The sequence below is a fragment of the Modestobacter sp. Leaf380 genome (genome assembly GCF_001424485.1).
Classification (GTDB): Bacteria; Actinomycetota; Actinomycetes; order Mycobacteriales; family Geodermatophilaceae; genus Klenkia.
The window spans coordinates 303435-325104 of sequence record NZ_LMQC01000012.1; the positions used below are offsets into that span (position 1 = coordinate 303435).

Annotated in this window: 26 protein-coding genes, 1 pseudogene and 3 riboswitches; of the genes and pseudogenes, 12 read left to right on the forward strand and 15 right to left on the reverse strand. The window is 75.1% G+C overall.

Annotated elements, in window-relative coordinates; all coding sequences use genetic code 11:
- Positions 1–4: 4 nt before the first annotated feature.
- Complete coding sequence (gene mscL / locus ASG41_RS09495; RefSeq protein ID WP_056294737.1) at positions 5–442, forward strand: large conductance mechanosensitive channel protein MscL; 438 nt, start codon at positions 5–7, stop codon at positions 440–442.
- A 63-nt stretch (positions 443–505) separates the two neighbouring features.
- On the opposite strand, the gene ASG41_RS09500 is transcribed toward mscL, so the two are convergent.
- Positions 506–691 (reverse strand): hypothetical protein, encoded by a 186-nt coding sequence (locus tag ASG41_RS09500; RefSeq protein WP_157519234.1) that lies wholly within the window; start codon positions 689–691, stop codon positions 506–508.
- Between the two features lie 74 nt (positions 692–765).
- On the opposite strand from ASG41_RS09500, the gene galE reads away from it, so the two are divergent.
- Complete coding sequence (gene galE / locus ASG41_RS09505; RefSeq protein ID WP_056293097.1) at positions 766–1746, forward strand: UDP-glucose 4-epimerase GalE; 981 nt, start codon at positions 766–768, stop codon at positions 1744–1746.
- On the opposite strand, the gene ASG41_RS09510 is transcribed toward galE, so the two are convergent.
- Positions 1731–2276 carry a YbaK/EbsC family protein gene (locus ASG41_RS09510; RefSeq protein WP_056293101.1) on the reverse strand — a complete coding sequence of 182 codons (546 nt, stop codon included), beginning with the start codon at positions 2274–2276 and terminating at the stop codon, positions 1731–1733. The two genes, galE and ASG41_RS09510, sit on opposite strands and share 16 nt — an antisense overlap.
- A gap of 114 nt (positions 2277–2390) precedes the next feature.
- Here ASG41_RS09510 and ASG41_RS09515 point away from each other — a divergent pair, with 114 nt between their 5' ends.
- Genes ASG41_RS09515 through ASG41_RS09525 form a run of 3 tightly spaced genes read left to right on the forward strand, consistent with a single transcriptional unit; the run spans position 2391 to position 4047 of the window.
- On the forward strand, positions 2391–2780 hold the full coding sequence (locus ASG41_RS09515; RefSeq protein WP_200938807.1) for a VOC family protein: 390 nt from the start codon (positions 2391–2393) through the stop codon (positions 2778–2780).
- A complete protein-coding gene (locus tag ASG41_RS09520; RefSeq protein WP_056293106.1) occupies positions 2777–3184 on the forward strand; it encodes a PaaI family thioesterase in 408 nt (135 codons plus the stop codon). The genes ASG41_RS09515 and ASG41_RS09520 overlap by 4 nt, the downstream gene beginning before the upstream one ends.
- Complete coding sequence (locus tag ASG41_RS09525; protein WP_056293108.1) at positions 3181–4047, forward strand: aminoglycoside phosphotransferase family protein; 867 nt, start codon at positions 3181–3183, stop codon at positions 4045–4047. The genes ASG41_RS09520 and ASG41_RS09525 overlap by 4 nt, the downstream gene beginning before the upstream one ends.
- On the opposite strand, the gene ASG41_RS09530 is transcribed toward ASG41_RS09525, so the two are convergent.
- The 8 genes and pseudogenes from ASG41_RS09530 to ASG41_RS25450 all read right to left on the reverse strand — a co-directional run bounded on the left by ASG41_RS09530 (position 4034) and on the right by ASG41_RS25450 (position 9060).
- Positions 4034–4936, reverse strand: a complete 903-nt coding sequence (locus ASG41_RS09530; RefSeq protein ID WP_056293111.1) for an MSMEG_6728 family protein — start codon at positions 4934–4936, stop codon at positions 4034–4036. The genes ASG41_RS09525 and ASG41_RS09530 overlap by 14 nt on opposite strands.
- A gap of 15 nt (positions 4937–4951) precedes the next feature.
- Complete coding sequence (locus ASG41_RS09535) at positions 4952–5263, reverse strand: hypothetical protein (protein WP_056293114.1); 312 nt, start codon at positions 5261–5263, stop codon at positions 4952–4954.
- The gene (locus tag ASG41_RS09540) at positions 5260–6138 is read right to left on the reverse strand and encodes an NAD-dependent protein deacetylase (RefSeq protein ID WP_056293117.1); all 879 of its coding nucleotides are present in this window, start codon (positions 6136–6138) and stop codon (positions 5260–5262) included. The genes ASG41_RS09535 and ASG41_RS09540 overlap by 4 nt, the downstream gene beginning before the upstream one ends.
- A gap of 37 nt (positions 6139–6175) precedes the next feature.
- Complete coding sequence (locus tag ASG41_RS09545) at positions 6176–6625, reverse strand: SRPBCC family protein (protein WP_056293120.1); 450 nt, start codon at positions 6623–6625, stop codon at positions 6176–6178.
- Positions 6626–6647: 22 nt separating this feature from the next.
- Complete coding sequence (locus tag ASG41_RS24720; protein WP_235564682.1) at positions 6648–6806, reverse strand: hypothetical protein; 159 nt, start codon at positions 6804–6806, stop codon at positions 6648–6650.
- A pseudogene (locus ASG41_RS25070) lies at positions 6807–6893 on the reverse strand (DUF2695 domain-containing protein); the annotation flags it as partial.
- Between the two features lie 183 nt (positions 6894–7076).
- Complete coding sequence (locus ASG41_RS09550; RefSeq protein WP_056293123.1) at positions 7077–8906, reverse strand: FAD/NAD(P)-binding domain-containing protein; 1830 nt, start codon at positions 8904–8906, stop codon at positions 7077–7079.
- A 25-nt stretch (positions 8907–8931) separates the two neighbouring features.
- Entirely contained in the window at positions 8932–9060 is a 129-nt protein-coding gene (locus ASG41_RS25450) for a putative leader peptide (RefSeq protein ID WP_369800009.1), read from the reverse strand.
- A 58-nt stretch (positions 9061–9118) separates the two neighbouring features.
- Positions 9119–9230: riboswitch (SAM riboswitch) on the forward strand.
- Positions 9231–9527: 297 nt separating this feature from the next.
- Between ASG41_RS25450 and ASG41_RS09555 the strand changes: the two genes are divergently transcribed.
- From ASG41_RS09555 to ASG41_RS09575, 5 genes are all read left to right on the forward strand, one after another.
- A complete protein-coding gene (locus tag ASG41_RS09555) occupies positions 9528–10076 on the forward strand; it encodes a GNAT family N-acetyltransferase (protein WP_056293126.1) in 549 nt (182 codons plus the stop codon).
- On the forward strand, positions 10073–11053 hold the full coding sequence (locus tag ASG41_RS09560) for an amino acid ABC transporter permease (RefSeq protein ID WP_056293129.1): 981 nt from the start codon (positions 10073–10075) through the stop codon (positions 11051–11053). Before ASG41_RS09555 ends, ASG41_RS09560 begins: the two co-directional genes overlap by 4 nt.
- Positions 11050–11853 (forward strand): amino acid ABC transporter ATP-binding protein, encoded by an 804-nt coding sequence (locus ASG41_RS09565; protein WP_369800010.1) that lies wholly within the window; start codon positions 11050–11052, stop codon positions 11851–11853. Before ASG41_RS09560 ends, ASG41_RS09565 begins: the two co-directional genes overlap by 4 nt.
- 104 nt (positions 11854–11957) lie before the next feature.
- Complete coding sequence (locus ASG41_RS09570; RefSeq protein ID WP_056293133.1) at positions 11958–12941, forward strand: transporter substrate-binding domain-containing protein; 984 nt, start codon at positions 11958–11960, stop codon at positions 12939–12941.
- A 50-nt stretch (positions 12942–12991) separates the two neighbouring features.
- The gene (locus ASG41_RS09575) at positions 12992–13960 is read left to right on the forward strand and encodes an ABC transporter substrate-binding protein (RefSeq protein ID WP_056293138.1); all 969 of its coding nucleotides are present in this window, start codon (positions 12992–12994) and stop codon (positions 13958–13960) included.
- 55 nt (positions 13961–14015) lie between these two features.
- On the opposite strand, the gene ASG41_RS09580 is transcribed toward ASG41_RS09575, so the two are convergent.
- The 5 genes from ASG41_RS09580 to ASG41_RS09600 all read right to left on the reverse strand — a co-directional run bounded on the left by ASG41_RS09580 (position 14016) and on the right by ASG41_RS09600 (position 18531).
- Positions 14016–14375 carry a MarR family winged helix-turn-helix transcriptional regulator gene (locus ASG41_RS09580; protein ID WP_200938808.1) on the reverse strand — a complete coding sequence of 120 codons (360 nt, stop codon included), beginning with the start codon at positions 14373–14375 and terminating at the stop codon, positions 14016–14018.
- 14 nt (positions 14376–14389) lie between these two features.
- Positions 14390–15763: an aminotransferase class V-fold PLP-dependent enzyme gene (locus tag ASG41_RS09585; RefSeq protein ID WP_056293146.1), complete on the reverse strand. Its 1374-nt coding sequence runs from the start codon at positions 15761–15763 to the stop codon at positions 14390–14392.
- Between the two features lie 40 nt (positions 15764–15803).
- A riboswitch (SAM riboswitch) is annotated at positions 15804–15916 on the reverse strand.
- Between the two features lie 116 nt (positions 15917–16032).
- A complete protein-coding gene (locus ASG41_RS09590; RefSeq protein WP_235564683.1) occupies positions 16033–16848 on the reverse strand; it encodes a MetQ/NlpA family ABC transporter substrate-binding protein in 816 nt (271 codons plus the stop codon).
- Between the two features lie 19 nt (positions 16849–16867).
- Positions 16868–17527, reverse strand: a complete 660-nt coding sequence (locus ASG41_RS09595; RefSeq protein WP_056293152.1) for a methionine ABC transporter permease — start codon at positions 17525–17527, stop codon at positions 16868–16870.
- Complete coding sequence (locus ASG41_RS09600) at positions 17524–18531, reverse strand: methionine ABC transporter ATP-binding protein (protein ID WP_056293155.1); 1008 nt, start codon at positions 18529–18531, stop codon at positions 17524–17526. Before ASG41_RS09600 ends, ASG41_RS09595 begins: the two co-directional genes overlap by 4 nt.
- Positions 18532–18904: 373 nt before the next feature.
- Positions 18905–19015, forward strand: a riboswitch (SAM riboswitch).
- Positions 19016–19031: 16 nt separating this feature from the next.
- On the opposite strand from ASG41_RS09600, the gene ASG41_RS09605 reads away from it, so the two are divergent.
- On the forward strand, positions 19032–20243 hold the full coding sequence (locus ASG41_RS09605; protein WP_056293160.1) for an LLM class flavin-dependent oxidoreductase: 1212 nt from the start codon (positions 19032–19034) through the stop codon (positions 20241–20243).
- 10 nt (positions 20244–20253) lie between these two features.
- Positions 20254–21618, forward strand: a complete 1365-nt coding sequence (locus ASG41_RS09610; protein ID WP_056293162.1) for an NtaA/DmoA family FMN-dependent monooxygenase — start codon at positions 20254–20256, stop codon at positions 21616–21618.
- The last annotated feature ends 52 nt before the right edge of the window (positions 21619–21670 follow it).

Here is a 21670-nt window from a genome sequence, read left to right on the forward strand (position 1 = left end):
CACCATGCTCAAGGGCTTCAAGGACTTCCTGCTCCGCGGCAACATCGTCGACCTCGCGGTCGCCGTCGTCATCGGCGCGGCCTTCACCGCCGTCGTCACCTCCTTCACCACCTCCTTCCTCGAGCCGCTCATCGGGCTCATCGGCGGCGGTGGCGTCGACGGTGGCAGCTTCGTCGTCGACGGCCAGGAGTTCACCTGGGCGGCGTTCGTCAACCAGCTGATCACCTTCGCGCTGACCGCGGCCGTCGTGTACTTCGTCGTCGTCCTGCCGATGAAGAAGCTCCTCGAGCGCCGCAAGTCCGGCGAGGAGGCCGGCCCCGTCGGCCCGACCCAGGTCGAGCTGCTCGTCGAGATCCGCGACCTGCTCCGCTCCCAGCAGGACCTGCCGCAGAAGGAGAACCCGATCGGCCCCGGCACCACGGTGCTGCCCGGCCAGCTCTGACCGCACCCGCGCCGGAGGCCTCCTCGCACCCCGCCCGCCGGGCGGGCCGCGAGGGGGCCTCCGTCAGTCGCTGCCCCAGTGCGGGGGGCGGTCCTCCAGGTAACGGCGGTCCTCGTCGCGCTCGTCGGGGCGCTCGCCCCAGCCGACGTCGGAGTCGTCGGGCGCCCGCTCGCGGCGGACGGGAGGTGCCGGTGCCCTCTCCCCGGGGACGTCGTCGGCTGGCTCCTCGGCGTGCTGGCTGGTCGACACGCCCCGCACGCTAGCCAGGCCGACCGGCCTGCGTCGGGTCACCCACCGAGCTGCGTCGCCTACGGTCTGCGGCCATGACCTGGTTGGTGACGGGCGGTGCCGGCTACATCGGGGCCCACGTGGTGCGGGCCCTGTGCGCGGACGGGGCCGACGTCGTGGTCCTCGACGACCTCTCGACCGGGGAAGCCGCCCGCGTGGCCGGGGTGCCGCTGGTGGTGGGCAGCACCCTGGACACCGACCTCGTCGGGCGCACGATGGCCGCGCACCGCGTGCGCGGAGTCGTGCACCTGGCGGCGAAGAAGCAGGTCGGGGAGTCCGTGGCCCGGCCGCTGCACTACTACGAGCAGAACGTGGAGGGCCTCCGCCGGCTGCTCGAGGCCGGGGAGGCGCACGGGGTCGAGGCCTTCGTCTTCTCCTCCAGTGCCGCCGTCTACGGCGCCCCCGACGTCGACCTGGTCACCGAGTCCACGCCCTGCGCGCCGGTGAACCCCTACGGGACGACGAAGCTGGTCGGTGAGTGGATGGTCGCCGAGGCCGCCGCCGTCACCGGCATGCGGCACGCCTCGCTCCGGTACTTCAACGTCGCGGGCACCGCCGCGCCCGAGCTCACCGACCGCGGCGCCGCCAACCTGGTGCCGATGGTCTTCCAGCAGCTGACCGCCCGTTCGGCGCCCCGGGTGTTCGGGGAGGACTACGACACCCCCGACGGCACCTGCGTGCGGGACTTCGTGCACGTCGCGGACATCGCCTCGGCCCACGTGGCCGTCGGCTCCGCGTTGCTCTCGGGCGCCGAGACCGCCCTCACCGCGAACGTCGGACGCGGCGAGGGGGTGTCCGTGCGCGCGATGGTCGAGACCATCCGCCGGGTCACCGGGCACACCGCCGACTGGTCCACCCCGACGGTGCACCCCCGGCGCCCCGGGGACCCGGCGCGCGTGGTGGCCTCTGCCGACACGCTGCGCGACACCCTCGGCTGGCGGGCCCGGCACGACGTCGAGGAGATGGTGGCCTCGGCCTGGCTCGGCTGGTCGTCCCCCGCTCAGCCGACCGGCTGACCCAGCCCCTCCAGCACGACGGCGCCGGGCAGGCCGGCGAGCACCGCACCGGGGACGGCGAGCTTGGACCCGCGGGTCCCCGAGCCGACGACGAGCAGCTCGGCCTCGGCCACGGCCGCGTCGACCAGCACCGGCCAGGACGACGGCAGCCCCACCGGGGTGATGCCGCCGTAGGCCATCCCGCTCTCGGCGACGGCGACGTCCTGCGGGGCGAAGGAGGCCTTGCGGGCGCCCAGGTGGCGGCGCACCAGTCCGTTGACGTCGGCCCGGGTGGTGGCCAGCACCAAGCAGGCGGCCAGCGTGGTCTCGGCGCCGCGGCGGGCCGCGACGACGACGCAGTTGGCCGATGCCGCGGCCGGCACGCCGTAGGCGTCGGTGAAGGCCGCGGTGTCGGCGAGGTCGTCGTCGATCTCGGCGACCCAGACCGGGGCGGTGAGCCCGGCCAGCACGGCGGCCACGGGGGCGGCCAGGAGGTCGGCGCGATCGGTCGCGGGGACCCAGGTCAGCGAGCCCAGCACGGGTGCGGTCATGCCCCGATCGTCCGACACCGGCCGCGCCTCCCGCAGCCCGGGTGGCCCGATCACGGCGGTCCGCGACCGGACCCCGACTGTCCCGCGGCCGCCGGCCGGGTCAGGATGGCGCTCGTGATCGGCCAGCTGCACTCCTTCGTCATCGACGCCCCCGACCCGCACGCGCTCGCCACCTTCTACGCGGACCTGCTCGGCATGGAGGTCCGCGGTGGCCCCGGCGACGACTGGGTCGTGGTCACCGGTGCCGGCTACCGACTGGCCTTCCAGCAGGCCCCGGACCTGCAGCCGCCGGACTGGCCCGACCCGACCCGGCCGCAACAGGCCCACCTCGACGTCCGGGTCGCCGACATCGACGCCGCCGAACCGGCCGTGCTCGCCCTCGGTGCCCGGCGGCTGCCCGGCGCCGGCGGGGACTTCCGGGTGTACGCCGACCCGGTCGGCCACCCGTTCTGCCTGGTCTGGGACGCCCCCCTCCCGCCCCCCGCCCCCGAGGAGACCCCGTGACCGGCCCCGATCTCGCCAGCGCCAGCGCCTTCGTCACCGCCACCGGGTTCACCCCCGACGAGATGACCGGCACCCGGGTCACCGGCACCGTCGAGCTCGGCCCGGACCAGCACACCCCGTGGGGCGTGGTGCACGGCGGCGTCTACGCGGCGGTCGTCGAGTCCGCGGCGAGCATCGGGGCCAGCGCCGCCGTCGCCGACCGCGGCCAGTTCGCCGTCGGCGTGAACAACTCGACCGACTTCCTCCGCCCGGCCACCGAGGGCCGCCTCGACGTGCTGGCCGAGCCGGTGCAGCAGGGCCGCACCCTGCAGTTGTGGCTGGTGACCCTCACCCGGGCCGAGGACGGCAAGACCGTGGCCCGGGGCCAGGTGCGCCTGCAGAACGTGCCGCTGCCGGGCGCGTGAGCGACCGGGTCGCCCGGGCGGTCGCTGCCGCAGCCGGGTGTGCCCGGTCGTTGGGCCTGCCCGTCGGGGAGCCCCGGGTGCTGGCCGACGGCGTCAACGTCGTCGTGTCCCTCGGTCCGGCACCGGTGGTCGCCCGGGTGGCCACGCTGACCCCGCTACTGCGCCCGGACGCCGCCCACCAGCCCCTCCGTGACCTGGCACTGGCCCGCGCCCTGGTCGCGGCGGGGGCACCCGTGCTCGCACCCTCGGACCTGGTGCCCGCCGGCCCGCACACCCGGGACGGCCTGGTGCTGTCCTTCTGGCGACGCGTCGACGTCTCCGACCGGCGGCCCACCCCGGCCGAGGCGGGGCGCACGCTGGCCGACCTGCACGCCGTGCTGCGCGACGTCGACCCCGGCTGGGACGGCGACCCGCTGGACACCCCGCTGCAGGACCTCGCCGCCTTCGCCGGGCGGGGCGTCTCCCTGGGCGCCCCCGCAGACCTCGTCGAGCGCACCGCGGTCCTGGTCGAGGAGCTGCGGCCCCGGCTGGCAGGGCCGGTGCAGGTCCTGCACGGCGACGCACACCCGGGGAACCTCCTGCACTCACCGGACGGGTGGGTCTGGGCCGACCTCGAGGACACCTGCCGTGGGCCGGTCGGCTGGGACCTGGCCTGTCTGCGCCGGACCGGGCGGCTGGACGGTAGGGCTGCCTTGGACGCCGTCCCCGGCGCCCCCTCGGACGCCGAGCTCGCCCCGTGGCTGAGCCTGCGGGCACTGCACGCGGCGGCGTGGTGGTTCGTCCACGCGGTCCGGCTGCCCGAGGACCTGCCCGCCGCCCGGGAACAGCTGCGCGACGCGGTCGCCGAGGTCAGCGCCCGGTGACGACCGCCGGGTCCACGGTGACCCGGAACAGCGCCCGTGGGTCCTGCATCGCGGCGGGCGGGCGGACCGCCGAGCGCGGCACCACCCGGTCGAAGCGGACCGGCCGCCGGTGCGGCAGCAGCTCGCGGCCCTGGTGGGCGTAGTCGCCGGTCACCTCGCCCAGCAGCAGGCCGTTGCCGCCGGCGACGGGCACCGCCACCGGGTCACCGGGTGCGACCTCGTGCACGAGCGCGGCGAGCTGGCGGAGGTCCTTGGCCGGCCGCTTGCCGGTGAGCTCGTGGGCCAGGGCGCGCAGCTCCGCCAGCTCCAGGCCCGTCGCGTCGACGTCCACCCCGGCCTGGGTGCCCAGCCCGACGACCCCGGCGGACAGCGCGGCGCCCAGCTCCGGGTGGGCCCGCGGCCGGACGACCCACACCGCGGTGCCCTCCGGTGCCGGTGCCGGCGGCAGGTCGTCGGGCTCGGGCCAGACGTAGTCCAGGTCGTCCGGGTCGTCGGGGAACAGCGACCGGTAGGTCTGCGGCTCCTTGGCCAGCAGCTTCGACCGGTGCGAGCGGTGCAGCGCCTCGTCACCCAGCCACGACGGCAGCTGGCCGGCCAGCGCCAGCTCGGCCTGGCTGCCCACCCCGGGGGCGAACTCCCCGATCAGCGCGGCGGTGCTGTCGGCGAACCCGCGCGCGGTCCACTCGGCCACCATCTCCAGCCCGTAGCGCACCAGACCCGGCGTCCGCCCTCGCCACATCCGGACCGCCGGGTGGGTGGCCCAGCCGTAGTCGGGCAGCTCCAGGGCCCGCAGCACCTGCAGCGTCTCGACCCGCTGCTTGCCCAGCCGGGGGGCGTCCAGCAGCCGGGCGCTGCCGGCGAAGTCGGCGACGGGGAGGAAGGTCTGCACCCGCTCCAGTCTGGGTCAGTCCGTGCGGTCCAGCGCGGCGAGCGCGGCCTCCCAGCGGTCCCGCCGGGCGTCGTCGGACTGCTCCCACCACGCCTGCCCGCGCTCCCCCAGCCCGGTCTTCGCGGCCTGCACGACCATCCGGGCCGCGCGTACCGCGTCCTCGTCGCCGGCCCGCTTCGCCGTCCGCACGCCGCTGCGGCCCAGGCCCAGGTGGTGCAGCAACTGCTCACGGACCTCGTCGGGGAGCTGCGGGTCCTGCGCCCGCCACCGCCGTCCGTCCACGACGATCCACCGACCGTCGGCGGTGTGCTCGACCTCCCGGGTCACCGGACGAGCCGGCGGGCGAGCGCGGGGAGCACGGTGCCCAGCGGTGCGTCCACCCGGACGTCGGCCTTGTCGTCCCCGCGGGTCGGGCCCGAGTTCACGATCGCCACGGGGATGCCCTCCTTGGCCGCCCGCAGCACGAACCGGAAACCGCTCATCACTGTCAACGAGGAGCCCAGCACGACCAGCGAGCGGGCGCACGTGACCAGCTCGTAGGACCGCGCCACCCGCTCGGGCGGCACGGTCTCGCCGAAGAAGACGACGTCGGGCTTGAGCGGCCCACCCCCGCAGGCCAGGCAGTCGACCATCACGAACTCGTCGAGGGCGGACTCGGGCAGCTCGACGTCGCCGTCGGGGTTGACCCGGTCGTCCAGCGGCTCCGGGCGGAACCCGGGGTTGGCCTCCCGCAGCCGCACGTCGAGGGCGGCCCGGTCGGCGACGTCCCCGCAGGCCAGGCAGACCGTGCGGTCCAGCCCGCCGTGCAGCTCGAGGACGTCGGTGGCCCCGCCGGCCTGGTGGAGACCGTCGACGTTCTGGGTGATCAGACCGCCGAGCAGCCCGGCGTGCTCCAGCGCGGCGACCGCGCGGTGGCCGGCGTTGGGCCGGGCCTGCTCGATCTGCCGCCAGCCCACGAAGCTGCGTGCCCAGTACCGGTGCCGGCCCTGCGGGTCGCGGGTGAAGGTCTGCCAGGTCATCGGGGTGTGCCGGCGCTGCCGCGCGCCCGTGGCCCCCCGGTAGTCGGGGATGCCGGAGTCGGTGGACAGCCCGGCGCCGGAGAGCACCACGGTGTTCCCGTTGCCGACCAGCGCGGCGAGCTCGTCGAGCCCGGCGACAGCGACGGCGGGGTCGACGGCGGAGGGGGCGGTCACCCGGCCCATGGTCCCCGGTGTGCGCGCCCCGCGCCCGTGAGCCGGGTCAGCTGCCGGCGAGCTCGGCGTCCAGCCGGTCGAGCACGCCGTCGTAGAGCCGGCGCAGGCCCCGGGGCGCGAAGGTGCGCTCGAAGAACCCGCCGATGCCGCCGGCCCCGTCCCAGGTGCTGCGCACCCGCACCGTGGTGACGCCGGCGTCGGCCGGGTGCACGGTCCAGGTGGTGACCATGGAGGAGTGGGTGTCGGACTCGACCAGCCCGCCGCCGTCGGGCAGCTCGGAGACCGAGACGACCTGGTCGCGGACCCGCTTCTCGGTCGCGGCCAGCTTCCAGTGCACCCGGGTGCCGGCGCCCTGCCCGCCGGACTCGACCCGGTACTCGCTGAACTGCGGCCCGGCGATCCGCCGGCGGGTGCCGGCGTAGTCGGCGAGTGCGGCCTGCACCCGGTCGGCGGGTGCGTGGACGACCCGTTCTGCGGTGGCGACGACCTGACCCATGACCGGAGTCTGCCCGGCTGTCTCACCAGCCCGGCCTGCGGGGCTGCCACAGGTCGCAGGGCTGGGCCGACCCGGCCCGGACGCCCTCGCACGGCGGGTCCGCCTCGGGCAGCCACAGCTCGCCGGTGTCCTCGTCCACGACCAGCAGGTCCTCCCGCAGGTGCCAGCCGTTGAGGAACACCTCGCAGTCGCACCACCCTCCCCGCTCCTGCAGGCGACGCAGCAGGGCCGTGGCCCGGGGCGCCCGGGCATCGCGCCACCGTCGGGCCCAGCGCGGCGAGCTCGGCGACGAACTCCTCGGCGCTGTCGGCGGGGGTGCGGGTCACGGGTGCCTCCTGGGGTGTGGAGGCCCGACCCCAGCAGTCGACGGGGACCCCGCGGGCGCCGTCGTCCACAACCGGGGCGCCGTCCACAGACCGCGGCCGTCCGCCCACGGCGGGACGGTCGCCCCTCAGGCCGCGGCGACCCGCGAGACCCGGTCCAACGCCGCCCAGACCCCGGCGGCCAGGACGTCGTTCTGACCGAAGAACGGGGCGTTCGTGCCCGGCCGGGCGAACGCGGCGACGGGGGCGCCGGAGGTCCAGAACCCGGCCGCGAAGACATCGGCGGCAGGCTCCCCCAGCGCGGAGACCAGCCGGTGCCCGGCGTCCACGTGCAGCCGGCCGGTGCCGGGCTGCTCGGCCGCGACCCCGCGCACCAGCAACCGGCGGACCAGCTCGTCGGTGGTGCGCTCGACGTCGACCGCCGGCACCCGGGCCTCCACCAGCGCGGTCCCGCTGGTCGTCCCGGGGACGCTCACGGAGCGGGCCACCCAGGCGCCGTCCTCCAGGGTGACGGCGGTGTCGGCGCCGGTGAACCGGACGACGCCGGCCTCCGACAACGCCAGCAGCTCCTCCAGCCGGGGGGACGGCGGCCCGCTGGCCAGGTAGCTGAAGAGGTTCATCCACCAGCCGGCGACGTCCTCGCGGGCGGAGCGGTCTGTGAGCCGGCCGCTGCGGGCCAGCGCGGCGATGGTGCCGTGGCACTGCAGCAGGGCCACGAAGACCGCGGCGTCCATCGAGTACGCCGGGTCCGCGGCGCGGGCGAGGTCGGCCCGTACGTGCGCGCGGGTCCAGCCTTGCAGCTCGCCGGCGTCGGCGAACGCGCGCCCGGCCAGCGGGCGGTCCAGGGCGGCCAGGTCGAACCGGTCGGCCGGGTCGGGCACCGCGCGCGCGACCAGCGCGGCCGCCTCGGCGGGCTCCTCGGTGGCTCGCCACTGCACCGCGAAGGCCTCCCAGGGCTCCCGCACCCGGTCGGGGTGGGCGCGGAAGAGCTCGGTGAGGTGGGCCCACTCCAGCTCCCGGGCGAGGATCGGGGCCAGGTCGGCACGCAGGTCCAGCGGGCGGTCGCCGAACCGGGCGGTGACCGCGTCGGGGGTGAAGGCGTGCAGCGGCACCGGCGGGCCGGCCCAGGCGTAGCCGAGCTTGGCCCGGTAGGGCACCCCGCGGCGGGACCCCACGTGCAGCACCGGCTCCCGCCCCGAGGGCGCGTAGACCAGCCGGCCGTCGGCGTCGCGGTGGTACGTGCCGCCGCGGCCGCCGGTCAGCAGCGTGACCAGGTCGACGAAGGCCAGTCCGGCTCCGCGGACCAGCACGTCCTCCCCCGGCCGCAGGGCGGACAGGTCCAGGTCGGCGGTGTACCCGGTGGGCACGAAGCCCAGCCCGTGCTCCCGGGCCCGTCGCGCCAGCTCGGCCTCGGCGTCGGAGGGCAGTGCGTCCAGGTGGCCCTGGGCCAGCACCACCGCGTCGACGTCCAGGTGTCGGCCGTCGGCCAGCACCACCCGCGGGCCGCTGAGCACGTCGACCGCACGGGTGGCGTGCCGGTGCACGGTCACCCCCGGGGACGCGGCCAGCGTCGAGAGCACCCAGCCCAGGTACCCGTTGACCAGTCGGCGCGAGGGGAAGGACGTCGCCGTCAGCCGCCGGGCCTCGACCCCGACGTCCCCGGGCAGGCCGCGACCGGTCTGCTCGACCCAATGCCACAGCGTCGTGCCGGCCCCGATCCGGCCCTCGACGGCGACCGAGGCGTCGGGCAGCACGGTGATGTCGGCAGCCAGTGAGTTGGCCCACAGCAGCTCGGACTGGGCGGTCCGCCAGACCCGTCCGCCGCCGGGCGGGTGCGGGTCGACCAGGTGCACGACCAGGGGGCGGCCGGCGGCGCGGCCGACCAGCCGTTCGAGGACGCCGAGGGCGGTGGGACCGGCGCCGACGAGGGCGACGGCGGAGGGGGACGTGCTGGTCACGGGTGCTCCGGGAGGGTGCGGTGGGTCAGGGCGCGGGGACCTGCCGGCACCGACACAGCGCGCTCCCGGTCCGCTGGAGGTCCACGTGCCGACGGCGCACGAGCGGGGTGCGGGACACGGTGACTCCTCTCCGGGACGGGGTGACGACACCCATTGTCTACCAAGTCGATCGGGTTTGACGTATCGGCCTCTCGTCTCCTAGCTTCCTCCCAGGTCCTGAGTGCCAGCGACAAGCCCCGGCTCGCTGGCCGGCAACCCTCCACTGCGGTGGGGTGCCCCGGGTGACGACCTGGCGACGGTGCACGACTGTCGCAAGTGCAGCCCCGCCCGACGGCGGGGGACGAGGAGACGACATGGAGACCACCACGACCGCCCCGCGGTCCACGGTGCTGCACGCCCTCCTGCTGGTCGGCCGGCCGGTCATCGACCTGGTCCGCACCGACAGCGCGCTCTGTCGCTGACCCGCAGCTGACCCGGGGCCAGGCCCCCAGCCCTCCCCCAGCGACACCCGGCCGCGCCGAGCGCTCGGCCCGGTGACGGCCGCCCCCGACCGAGCGGCCCCTCCCGTGCGCCCCCACCCCGAGACACGGGGTCCTCAGCCGATCCCCCAGGAGCACCCGCATGCCCCCGCCCTCCCTGCTGCAGGCCGTCGTCGTGCACCCCGACGACGAGCGCGCCGCGCCGCTCTTCGCCGCGCTGACCGTCGAGTACGACGCCCGGTACGGCGACCTGTTCGGCGGTGCCGCCCAGGAGCTGACCCGCTACCCCACCCACCTGTTCACCGCCCCGCACGGTGCGTTCGTGCTGCTGCTGGAGGACGACGCCGCCGTCGCCGGTGGCGCCTTCATGCCGCACCCGAACGAGGACACCGTCGAGGTCAAGCGGATGTGGACGGCAGCCGGCCACCGCCGCCGCGGGCTGGCCCGCCGGGTGCTCACCGAGCTGGAGGTGCTCGCCGCCGCGCGCGGCGCGCGGCGGGTCTTCCTCACCACCGGCCCGCGCCAACCCGAGGCCCGCGACCTCTACCTCGCCGCCGACTACACCCCGCTCTTCGACCCCGCCGTCCCCCGCCCCACCGACCTGGAGTCACTGCGTGCGCTCCCGGTCGCCGAGCGCGTCTACGGCTTCACCAAGCACCTCCCCGACCACACACCTGGAGCACCCCGATGACCGCCCTGCAGACCCGGCCGGAGGTCGCGGCCGACGTCCCGGCCGGCACCCCGTACGACGCGTTCACCGTGGTCAGGGCCCGGCATCCTGGCCGGTGGGTGGCCACCGCGGTGGTGGCCGTGCTGCTGGCGATGGTGGTGAACTCGTTGGTCACCAACCCGCGCTGGGAGTGGGGCGTGGTCTGGGCGTACCTGGGCGAGGAGTCGATCGTCCGCGGCGTGCTGACCACGGTGCAGCTCACGCTGATCACCGCGGTGCTCGGCTTCGCGCTGGGGACGGTGCTGGCGCTGATGCGGCTGAGCCGCTCGCCGCTGCTGCGGGCGGTGAGCTGGGGCTACACCTGGGTGTTCCGCTCGGTGCCGCTGATCCTGCAGCTCCTGCTCTGGTACAACCTCGCCTACCTGTACCAGACCATCGACCTGGGCATCCCGTTCGGGCCCTCCTTCGCCAGCATCGAGACGCTGTCGCTGATCGACAAGTTCGGTGCCGCGATCCTGGGGCTGGGTCTGCACCAGGCCGCCTACTCCGCCGAGATCGTCCGGGCCGGCATCCTCTCGGTCGACCAGGGCCAGCACGAGGCCGCGGCCAGCCTCGGCATCCCGCGTCGCCGGCAGTCCACGAAGATCGTGCTGCCGCAGGCGATGCGGACCATCGTGCCCACCGCGGTCAACGAGGTCATCGGCCTGTTCAAGGGCACCTCGATCGTCTACGTGCTGGCGCTGGGCGAGCTGTTCTACACCGTCAGCGTCATCTACGGCCGGACCCAGCGGGTGCTCCCGATGCTGGTGGTCGCCGCCGTCTGGTACGTCGTGCTGACCACGGTGGTGACGGTGCTGCAGTACTACGTGGAGCGGCACTATGCGAAGGGCGCGGTCCGGACGCTGCCACCGACGCCGCTGCAACGGCTTCGCGGCAACCTGACCGCCGGCCTCTCGCGCGTGCGGTCCACCTCCGGCCAGGACCCGGTGCTCCCGTGACCGCGGTGCAGGGCACGGCGGGCCGTGTCGAGGTGCCCACGGCGGGCCGTGTCGAGGTGCACGGCGTGCACAAGTCGTTCGGGGCGCACGAGGTGCTGCACGGGGTGGACCTGGTGGTCGAGCCGGGCAGCGTGACCGTCGTCCTGGGGCCGTCGGGGTCGGGGAAGTCGACGCTGCTGCGCTCGATCAACCACCTGGAGACCGTCGACCGCGGGTTCGTGGCGCTGGACGGCGAGCTGGTCGGCTACAGCCGCAAGGGTGAGAAGCTGTACGAGCTCAAGGAGGCCGAGCTGCTGCGCCAGCGCACCCGGTTCGGCTTCGTCTTCCAGTCCTTCAACCTCTTCCCGCACCTGACGGCGCTGCAGAACGTCGTCGAGGCACCGGTGTCGGCGCAGGGCCGGCCGCGCCGGGAGGTGGAGGCCGAGGCCCGCGAGCTGCTGGCCCGGGTGGGTCTGGCCGACAAGGCCGACGCACACCCGCGGCAGCTGTCGGGCGGGCAGCAGCAGCGGGTGGCGATCGCCCGCGCGCTTGCCATGCGCCCGGCGGTCCTGCTCTTCGACGAGCCGACCTCCGCACTGGACCCCGAGCTGGTGGGTGAGGTGCTCCAGGTGATCGAGGACCTGGCCCGGACCGGCACCACGATGATCGTCGTCACCCACGAGATCGGCTTCGCCCGGCAGGCCGCCGACCAGATCGTCTTCATGGACGAGGGGCGCGTCGTCGAGCAGGGCACCCCCGAGCAGGTCCTCGACGACCCGCAGCACGAGCGGACCCGCGCCTTCCTGGCCAGGGTGCTCTGACCCAGCCGCTCCACCCCCTGACCCCGGACGGCGCACCTCGCGCCGTCCGTCGGTCCGGCGCGCCCGCGACCGGACCACCGCCCCGCACAGAAGAGAGAACGACCGTGACTGCACGCCCCCGACACCGTGGCCGCCGCCGCACCGTCTCCGTCCTGGCCGCCGCCGCACTCCTGGCCCTGGCGGCGTGCAGCAGCTCCGCCGACATCGAAGCCGAAGCCCGCGAGGGGACGGCGGACCCGCAGGCCGTCAGCGTCGACACCTCCCCCGACCAGGACCGCGTGCACACCACGGTCAGCGACGAGGCGGTGGCGCTGCTCCCGCCGGGCGCCTTCCCCGACGGCGTGCTGCGCGTCTCGGTGACCCAGGGCGCGGTGCCGCTGGCGTTCTACGCCGACGACAACACCACCGTGATCGGCAGCGAGACCGACCTGGCCACCCTGTTCGCCGACGCCCTGGGCCTGGAGCTGGAGCTGGTGGTCGTCGACTGGTCGAACTGGCCGCTGGCCGTGCAGTCCGGCGAGGTGGACGCCGTCGTGTCCAACGTGACGGTGACCGAGGAGCGCAAGCAGCTCTACGACTTCGCCACCTACCGGGTCGACCAGCTCGGCTGGCTGGTCGGTGCGGACTCCGGGTTGTCGATCTCGGCGGCGCCCGACGTCGCCGGGCTGACCGTGGGGGTCTCCTCGGGCACCAACCAGGAGCAGGTCCTGCTCAGCTGGGACGCGGAGAACGTCGCCGCGGGCCTGGAACCGGTGACGATCGACTACCACCAGAGCTACAACGACGCCGTCCTCGCGCTGCAGTCGGGCCGACTGGACGCCTACGTCGGGCCCAACCCGACCGCGGCCTACAGCGCCGCGACCTCCCCGCAGGACTTCGCCATCGCCGGGACGACGAACGGCGGCTGGCCTGCGACCGCGGACATCGCCGTCACCACGGTGAAGGGCAACGGGTACGCCGAGGCGTTCGCCGCGGCCATCGACCACGCCATCGCCGACGGCAGCTACGCCGAGGTGCTGGCCCGCTGGGGGCTGGGCGCCGAGGCCGTCGACGCCTCCCGGGTCAACCCGCCCGGGCTGGGTTCCTGATGCCCGCCCGCCCTCGCGCCCCGCGCCCGCCCCGTCCGAGAGGAACCCCCGTGAAGCTGTCCCACCTGGTCTCCGCCGTCCCGCTGGCGACCGTGATCCTGCTGTCGGCCTGCACCAGCTCGGCCGAGATCGAGGCCGACCAGCGGGCCGACACCGTCGAGGCCGGGGAGAGCGCGGCCCTGGTGGTCGACACCTCCCCCGGGCAGGCCGACCGGGTGCGCAGTGACGAGGCCGCCGAGGCGGTCGCCCTGCTGCCGGACTCCGTCGCCGAGGACGGCGTGCTGACCGTCGGCGTCACCGGCGCCGGGGACCCGCCACTGGGCTTCCTGGCCGACGACAACAGCACGGTGGTGGGCAGCGAGGTGGACATCGCGCAGCTGGTCGCCGACGGCCTGGGCCTGGAGCTCGAGGTGGTCAACACGACGTGGGAGGGCTGGCCGCTGGCCGTGCAGTCCGGCGCCCTGGAGGCGGTGTTCTCCAACGTGGGGGTCAACGCCGAGCGGCTGCAGCTCTTCGACTTCGCCACCTACCGGCAGGGGATCATGGCCTTCATCGCAGCTCCGGACAGTGGACTGGACATCACCGACGCTGCGGGGATCTCGGGCCAGCGCGTCGGGGTGGGGTCGGGCACCAACCAGGAGCGGATCCTGCTGGACTGGAACGCCCAGCTGGAGGCCGACGGGCAGGAGCCGGCGACGCTGGACTACTACGTCAGCGCCGCGGACGCCCTGCTGGCCATCCAGTCCGGTCGGCTGGACACCTACCTCGGGCCCAACCCCAACGCGGTCTACCAGGCGTCGGTCGGTGACCTGGAGGTCGTCGGCACGGTCAACGCCGGGTGGCCGAACACCACCTACGTGGCCGCGACGACCCTGAAGGGCAGCGGCCTGGTGGAGGCGGTGCAGGCGTCGCTGCAGCACGCCTTCGACGACGGCAGCTACGCCCAGACCCTGGCCCGCTGGGGCCTGTCCGACGAGGCCGTCGACGCCCCGGAGGTGAACCCCACCGTCGCGTCGTAGGCACCGGGGCAGGGGCCCGGGACCATCGCGGTCCCGGGCCCTGTGGCGCATCCGTTCACCGGGCCGGCGGCTCCACCCGAGCGAGCCAGGCCGTGAGCAGCTCCTCCAGGGCGACGGCCTGCTGCGGGGTGAGGTCGGCCAGCAGCCGCGCCTCGTTGGCCACGTGGTCGGCGAAGGCCTCGTCGATCACCCGGCGCCCGGCATCGGTCAGGTGGACCACCCGTCCGCGCCCGTCGGCGTCGTCCCGACTGCGGGCGACGAGCCCGTCGCGCTCCAGGCGGTCCAGCCGCTTGCTCATGGCACCGCCGTCGTCGGCGGCATCGCCCTCGGCCAGCCGGCGGTGACCCGGGCGCTGCGCCGTCGGACACGCCCGCCGGTGCGAGGGGACGCGCGGACCGGCCGCACGCCCCCTCACCCGTCGTCCCCCGGTCAGGCCGCCGGGCCGCCACACCCGGCGCCGCGGGCGACGGCGGTCAGGTCCGCGCCGGCCAGCCCGGCGACCGGGCGCGGGTCGCTCACGGGCTGCCAGCGGCCCTCGACCACGGCGTAGTCCACCGCCGGCCCGTCGGCGACGAACCGGGCGACGGCGGCCACCAGCCGGGCGACGTCGTCACCGGTGGTGCCCACCCCGACACTGGCCCGCAGCGCCCCCTCGGGGACGCCGAGCCGGGCCAGCAGCGGGTGCGCGCAGAACCGGCCGTCCCGCACGCCGATGCCGTGCTCGGCGGACAGGTAGGCCGCGACCAGGCCCGGGTCGGCGCCCGCGACGGTGAAGCCGACGACGCCGGTGGGCTCCACCGAGTCCGACCAGATGCGCAGCAGCCGCACGCCGTCCACGGCGTCCAGCCCCTCGACGAGCTGCTCGCGGAGGGCCCGCTCGTGCTCCTCGAGCTCGCCGGGGGCCAGCGCGGCGAGCGCGTCGCAGGCGGCGGCGAGGGCGACGGCGCCCAGGACGTTGGGCGACCCGCCCTCGTGCCGGTGCGGGGCGGCCACCCAGCCGGTCGACTCGACCGTGACCTCGGTGACGGCTCCCCCACCGGCCAGGTGCGGGCGGCCGGTGTCCAGCCAGTCCCGCCGCCCGACCAGGGCGCCGACGCCGAAGGGTGCGTAGGCCTTGTGCCCGGAGAAGGCGACCCAGTCCGCACCGGAGTCGGCGAGGGAGAACCGGCGGTGCGGGACGGACTGGGCGCCGTCGACGACCACCCGGGCACCCGCGGCGTGCGCCAGCGCGACGACGTCTGCCAACGGCAGCGACTCCCCGGTGACGTTGGAGGCGCCGGTGACGGCGACCAGGGCGTAGCACCGGGCGGCCAGCGCCTCGCCCAGCGCCCGCAGGGTGTCGGCGACGGTGGGCCGGGTGGGCAGCACGGTGCAGGCGCCGCCGCCGGACCGCTCGCGCTGCTGCCACGGCAGCAGGTCGGCGTGGTGCTCGCAGTCCAGCACCAGCACCGCGCCACCGGCGGGCAGGCAGCCGGCGAGCAGTCCCAGGCCGTCGGTGGTGTTGCGGGTCAGCACGCAGACGTCGTCCGGGCGGGCGCCGACGAAGGCCGCGACGGTGTCCCGCGCCGACTCGTACAGGGCCGTGGAGACCTGGGAGAGGTGGCCGGCGCCGCGGTGCACGCTGGCGTAGAGCGGCAGCGCCTCGGCCACCCGGGCGGCGACCGCGGCCAGTGCCGGGGCGCTCGCGGCGACGTCGAGATTGGCGTACTGCGCGGTGCCGCCGGTGACCAGCGGCACGCGGGTGTCGGCGCCGACGGCGGGCAGCAGGGCGGGGACGGGACGGCAGGCGAGGGTCGTGGACATGCTCGGACTCCTGGTGGGTCAGGGCCCGCACGCGAGGCGGGACCGGCGCTTGCGGCTGCGCTGCGCAGCCGCCGGGTCGTCACCCGGAGCACCCCATCGCGGTGGAAGGGTTGCCGACCAGCGAGCCGGGGCTTCGCGCTGGTACTCGTGACCTGGTTCCAGCCTGGCAGACCCCCGGGCTACCCGTCAATCCCGATCGACGTGGTGGAGAACAGACGGCACGGGCCGGACAGCCCCGCGAGGAGCTGCCCGGCCCGGGGCCGTGCGGGTCAGAACGCGGGGATGACCGCGCCGTCGTACTCGTCGAGGATGAACTGGCGCACCTCGTCGGAGTGCAGCAGCTCCTCCAGGGTCTGGATCCGCTCGTCGGACTCGTCACCGGCGCGCACGACCACCAGGTTGGCGTTGGGGTTGCCCTCGGCCTCCTCCAGCGCGAGGGCGTCCTGCGCCGGGGACAGGTCGGCGTCGATGGCGTAGTTGCCGTTGATCACCGCGATGTCGACGTCGGCCAGCGAGCGGGGCACCTGGGCCGCCTCGACCTCGGAGATCTCCAGGTCCAGCGGGCTGCTCTCCACGTCCAGCGAGGTGGGGGCGGCGTCACCGGTGTCGGCCAGCACGACCAGGTCGTTGGCCTCCAGCAGCCGCAGCGCGCGGGCGGCGTTGGTGGGGTCGTTCGGGATCGCCACGGTCGCGCCCTGCTCCAGCTGCGACAGGTCGGTCAGCGACTGCGAGTAGATGCCCAGCGGCTCGACGTGCACCGGCTCCAGGGCGGTGAAGTCGTAGCCCGCGGTCGACTCCTGCTCCTCCAGGTAGGGCACGGTCTGGAAGAAGTTGGCGTCCAACGAGCCGTCGTCCAGCGCGACGTTGGGCTGCACGTAGTCGGTGAACTCGACGACGTCGAGGTCCAGCCCGGCGTCCTCGGCCAGGTTCTCCTCCACGAAGCGCAGGATCTCCGCGTGCGGGACCGGCGAGGCACCGACGCGCAGCGGCTCGTCGGCGCCGGACAGCTCGGCGTTCCCACCGCCGCAGGCAGCGAGGACCGCGGTGGTGGTGAGGGCGGACAGGGTCAGGGCGAGGCGACGCACGAGGTTCTCCATGGGGTGGTCAGCGACGCGCCAGTCGGCGCGCCCAGGTGTCGCCGCCGAACTGCAGCGCCTGGACGACGACGAGCAGCAGGGCGACGGTGAGCAGGGTGATGTCGGTGCGGAACTGCTGGTAGCCGAACCGGATGGCGAAGTCGCCCAGGCCGCCGCCGCCGATGGCGCCGGCCATGGCCGAGTAGCTGATCAGCGCGACGACGGTGACGGTGACGCCGGCGACCAGCGAGGGCAGCGCTTCGGGCAGCAGCACGGTGCGGACGACGTCCCGGCGGCGGGCGCCCATCGCCAGGGCCGCCTCGACCTTGCCGTGCGCGACCTCGCGCAGGCTGGTCTCGACCAGCCGGGCCAGGAACGGGACGGCGCCGATGGTCAGCGGGACGATCGCGGCGGTGGAGCCGATGGTGGTGCCGACCAGGCCACGGGTCAGCGGGGCGACCAGCACCAGCAAGATGATGAACGGCAGCGAGCGCCCCAGGTTGACGACCAGGCCGAGGACCCGGTGCAGCACCGGGTGCGGGGCCAGCGCGCGGGGTCCGGTGACGGTGAGCAGCACGCCGAGCGGGATGCCCAGAAGCACGGTGACCACCGCGGAGACGGCGACCATGTAGAGGGTCTCGCCGGTGGCGTCGGCCAGCTGCGGCCAGATCCGGGACCAGTCGCTCATCGGGCCGCCCCGGCCACGACGCGCTCGACCCGGGACCCGGCACCGCGCAGCCGTTCCAGGGCGCCGTCCAGGCCGCTCTGGTCGGCGCCGGTGACCCGCAGCAGCAGCCGGCCGTGCCGGCCGCCGGCGACGGTCTCCACCGAGCCGCCGGCGACCTCGACGTCCAGGCCGAGCCCGCCGACCAGCGCCTGCAGGACCCGGGTCTCGGGGGCCGCGTCGGTGACGGTGACCCGCACCAGGGTCCCGGTGTCCCGGTCGTCGGCCAGCGGGGCCGGCAGCAGGGCCTCGGCCAGTGGGGAGTCCCCGCGCGACAGCACCTCGTCGAGGCGGCCGCCGTCGACGACCCGGCCGGCCTCCAGCAGCACCGCGGAGTCGCAGACCGCCTTGACCACGGACATCTCGTGGGTGATGAGCAGGACGGTGAGGCCCAGCTCGTCGCGCACCCGGCGCAGCAGCTGCAGCACGCCGGTGGTGCTGGCCTGGTCCAGTGCTGAGGTGGCCTCGTCGCAGAGCAGCACCGTGGGCCGGGCGGCCAGCGCGCGGGCGATGGCCACCCGCTGCTTCTGCCCGCCGGACAGCTGCGCGGGCCGGGCCGTGGCCCGCTCGGCCAGGCCGACCAGGTCCAGCAGCTCCCCCGAGCGGCGCCGCCGCTCCGCGCGGCCGACACCGGCCAGCTCCAGCGGGTGCTCGACGTTCTCCGCCGCGGTCCGTGAGTCCATCAGCTCGAAGTGCTGGAAGACCATGCCGATCGAGCTGCGGGCCTTCCGGACCTCCTCGGCGGACAGGTCGGTGAGCACCCGGCCGTCGACGGTCACCGAGCCCGAGGTGGGCCGCTCCAGCAGGTTGACCAGCCGGATCAGCGTGCTCTTGCCCGACCCGGAAGGACCGACGACGCCGGCGAAGTCACCGGCGGGGACGGCGAGGTCGACGCCGTCCAGCGCGACGACCTCCTGGCCCCCGCGGGCGGCCGGGAAGACCTTGCGGACGTTCGACAGTTCGATCACGGGGAGGGGGTCTCCTGGCTGTGGGGGCCCGCGGGACGGCACACGGGCACGGCCGACCCGGCGGCGCGGGGGTGGAGCGGAGGTGCGGACGGCCACGGGAGGGCCGACGGGGTCAGCGACAGAGCCAGCTGGCGGTGCCGGCGTGGTCGACGGCGAGGTCGCGCGTCAGGAGGAGCCGGGGCACCCCGCCATGGTGCACGGCCGTGCGCTATCCCTACAAACCCGGTGGGGTTTGTGTGAGGGGGTTCTCACCCCACCGACGCCTCCGGATGGAAGGCCCCTCGCCCATTCGGCTGACGATCGCACCGTCAATCCCTACTAGACCGATGAGGGAAGTGGACAACGGTCGGCGGCGTTGGCTAGCGTCGTGGCCGGTCGAGAGCGTCAGCATCGAGCCCTGGCTTGCTGACCGGCAACCCCCCGTCCCGGCGGGGTGCCCCAGGTGATGACCCGGCGGAGGCGCCCACCTCCGCAAGCGGAGACACAGCACGAGGAGAGCCATGACCCACACGCCCCTGCACCTCGTCGCCGCGCTGGAGGGCGCCGGCTGGCACCCGGCCGCCTGGCGGGAGCCCGGCGCCCGCCCCCGCGAGCTGCTCACCGCCCGGTACTGGGTGGACCTGGCCGCCGAGGCCGAACGTGGCCTGCTCGACGCGGTGACCATCGAGGACGCCCTGCAGCTGCAGTCCGAGGACCCCTTCGCCCCCGACGACCGCACCGACCGGGTCCGCGGCCGCCTGGACGCGGTGCTGCTGGCCGCCCGGGTCGCCCCGACCACCCGGCACCTGGGCTTCCTCCCGACGGCGGTCACCACGCACACCGAGCCCTTCCACCTGAGCAAGGCCGTCGCCACGCTGGACCACGTGTCCACCGGGCGGGCCGGGGTCCGGGTGCAGGTCGCGGTCCGCGCCGACACCGCCGGGCACTTCGGCCGCCGCGAGGTGCCGACCGTCAGCCGGGACCGCCACGACGACCCGGAGGTCCAGCGGTTCGTCGCCGACCAGTTCGACGAGGCCGCCGAGTACGTCGAGGTGCTCCGCCGGCTCTGGGACAGCTGGGAGGACGACGCCGAGATCCGGGACGCCGCCACCGGCCGGTTCGTCGACGTCGACAAGCTGCACCACGTCGACTTCGAGGGCCGTTCGTTCTCGGTGCGGGGGCCCTCGATCACCCCGCGCCCGCCGCAGGGCCAGCCGGTCGTCGCCGCGCTCGGGCACGCCGAGGTGCCGTGGCGCTTGATCGGCCGCTCCGCGGACCTGGGCTTCGTCACCCCGACCGACGCCGCCGACGCCGCCCGGCTGGTGGCCGCGGTGCGCAGCGAGCAGGCCGACGCCGGTCGCGCCGAGGAGACCGTGCACGTGTTCGGTGACCTCGTCGTGGCGCTCGACGAGGACGAGGCCACCGCCCGGGAGAGGTTGCAGCGGCTGGACGAGTGGGCCGGCGTCGCGTTCACCAGCGACGCCCACGTGTTCACCGGGACGCCGTCCCAGCTGGCCGACCTGCTCGGTGAGTGGCAGCAGGCCGGGCTGACCGGCTTCCGGCTGCGCCCGGCGACGCTCCCGCACGACCTGGAGCAGATCACCCGCGGCCTGGTGCCCGAGCTGCAGCGCCGTGGCCTGTTCCGCACCGGGTACGAAGCCGACACCCTGCGCGGGCTGCTCGGCCTGGGCCGCCCGGCCAACCGCTACGCCGCCCAGCCCACGAACGCCTGAAGAGCCCGCGATGCCCAAGCAGATCCACCTCGCCGCGCACTTCCCCGGCGTCAACAACACCACCGTGTGGAGCGATCCCGCCTCGGGCAGCCACATCGAGTTCGACTCGTTCCGCGAGTTCGCGCAGATCGCCGAGGCCGGCAAGCTCGACTTCGTCTTCCTGGCCGAGGGCCTGCGACTGCGCGAGCAGAACGACCGCATCTACGACCTGGACGTCGTCGGCCGGCCCGACACCTTCACCGTGCTGGCCGCGCTGGCCGCCGTCACCGAGCGGATCGGGCTGACCGGCACGATCAACTCCACGTTCAACGAGCCCTACGAGGTGGCCCGGCAGTTCGCCACCCTCGACCACCTCTCCGACGGCCGCGCCGCCTGGAACGTGGTGACCTCCTGGGACGCGTTCACCGGCGAGAACTTCCGGCGCGGCGGCTTCCTGGCCCAGGCCGACCGGTACGACCGTGCGCGGTCCTTCCTGCAGACCGCGCTGGAGCTCTTCGACTCCTGGCGGGGCGACGAGGTGGTCGCGGACAAGGACCGCGGCACGTTCCTGGCCGACCCGCACCCCGGGGCCTTCGCGCACCGGGACGCCTTCTTCGACATCGCCGGCCAGTTCGACGTCCCCCGGAGCCCGCAGGGCCGCCCGGTGGTCTTCCAGGCCGGCGACTCCGACGAGGGCCGGGACTTCGCCGCCGCCGCGGCCGACGTCATCTTCTCCCGGCACAGCACGCTGGAGGCCGGCCAGGCCTTCTACGCGGACGTGAAGGGGCGGTTGCCCCGGTTCGGCCGCACCCGCGAGGAGCTGCTGATCATGCCGGCGGCCACCTTCGTCCTCGGTGACACCGAGGACGAGGCGGCCGAGCTGGCGCACGAGGTCCGGATGGCTCAGGTCTCCCCCGCGACGGCGGTGGCGTTCCTGGAGCAGCTGTGGAACCGGGACCTCTCCGACCACGACCCCGACGGTCCGCTGCCCTCGGTCGACCCGGTGGCCGGGGAGAACACCATCGCCCGGGGCCGGGCCAGCGTGCGGATGCACCGCGACCCGGTGGCCACCGCGCACGAGTGGCGGGCCAAGGCCGAGGCCGAGGGGCTGACCAGCCGCGAGCTGATCGTCGAGGTGACCGGCCGGCAGTCCTTCATCGGCACCCCGGCCACGGTCGCGGCGACCATCGACGAGTTCGTGCAGGCCGACGCCAGCGACGGCTTCGTGCTGGCCCCGCACATCACCCCCGGCGGCCTGGCGCCCTTCGTCGAGCAGGTCGTGCCGCTGCTGCAGGAGCGCGGGGTGTTCCGCACCGACTACGAGGGGACGACGCTGCGCGAGCACCTCGGGCTGCCGCTGCGACAGCCCGGTGGGGCAGCGGCCGCGGCCTCCTGAGCCGACCGTGGAGGCGCACTGGTTCCTGCCCACCCGCGGGGACGGCCGGGAC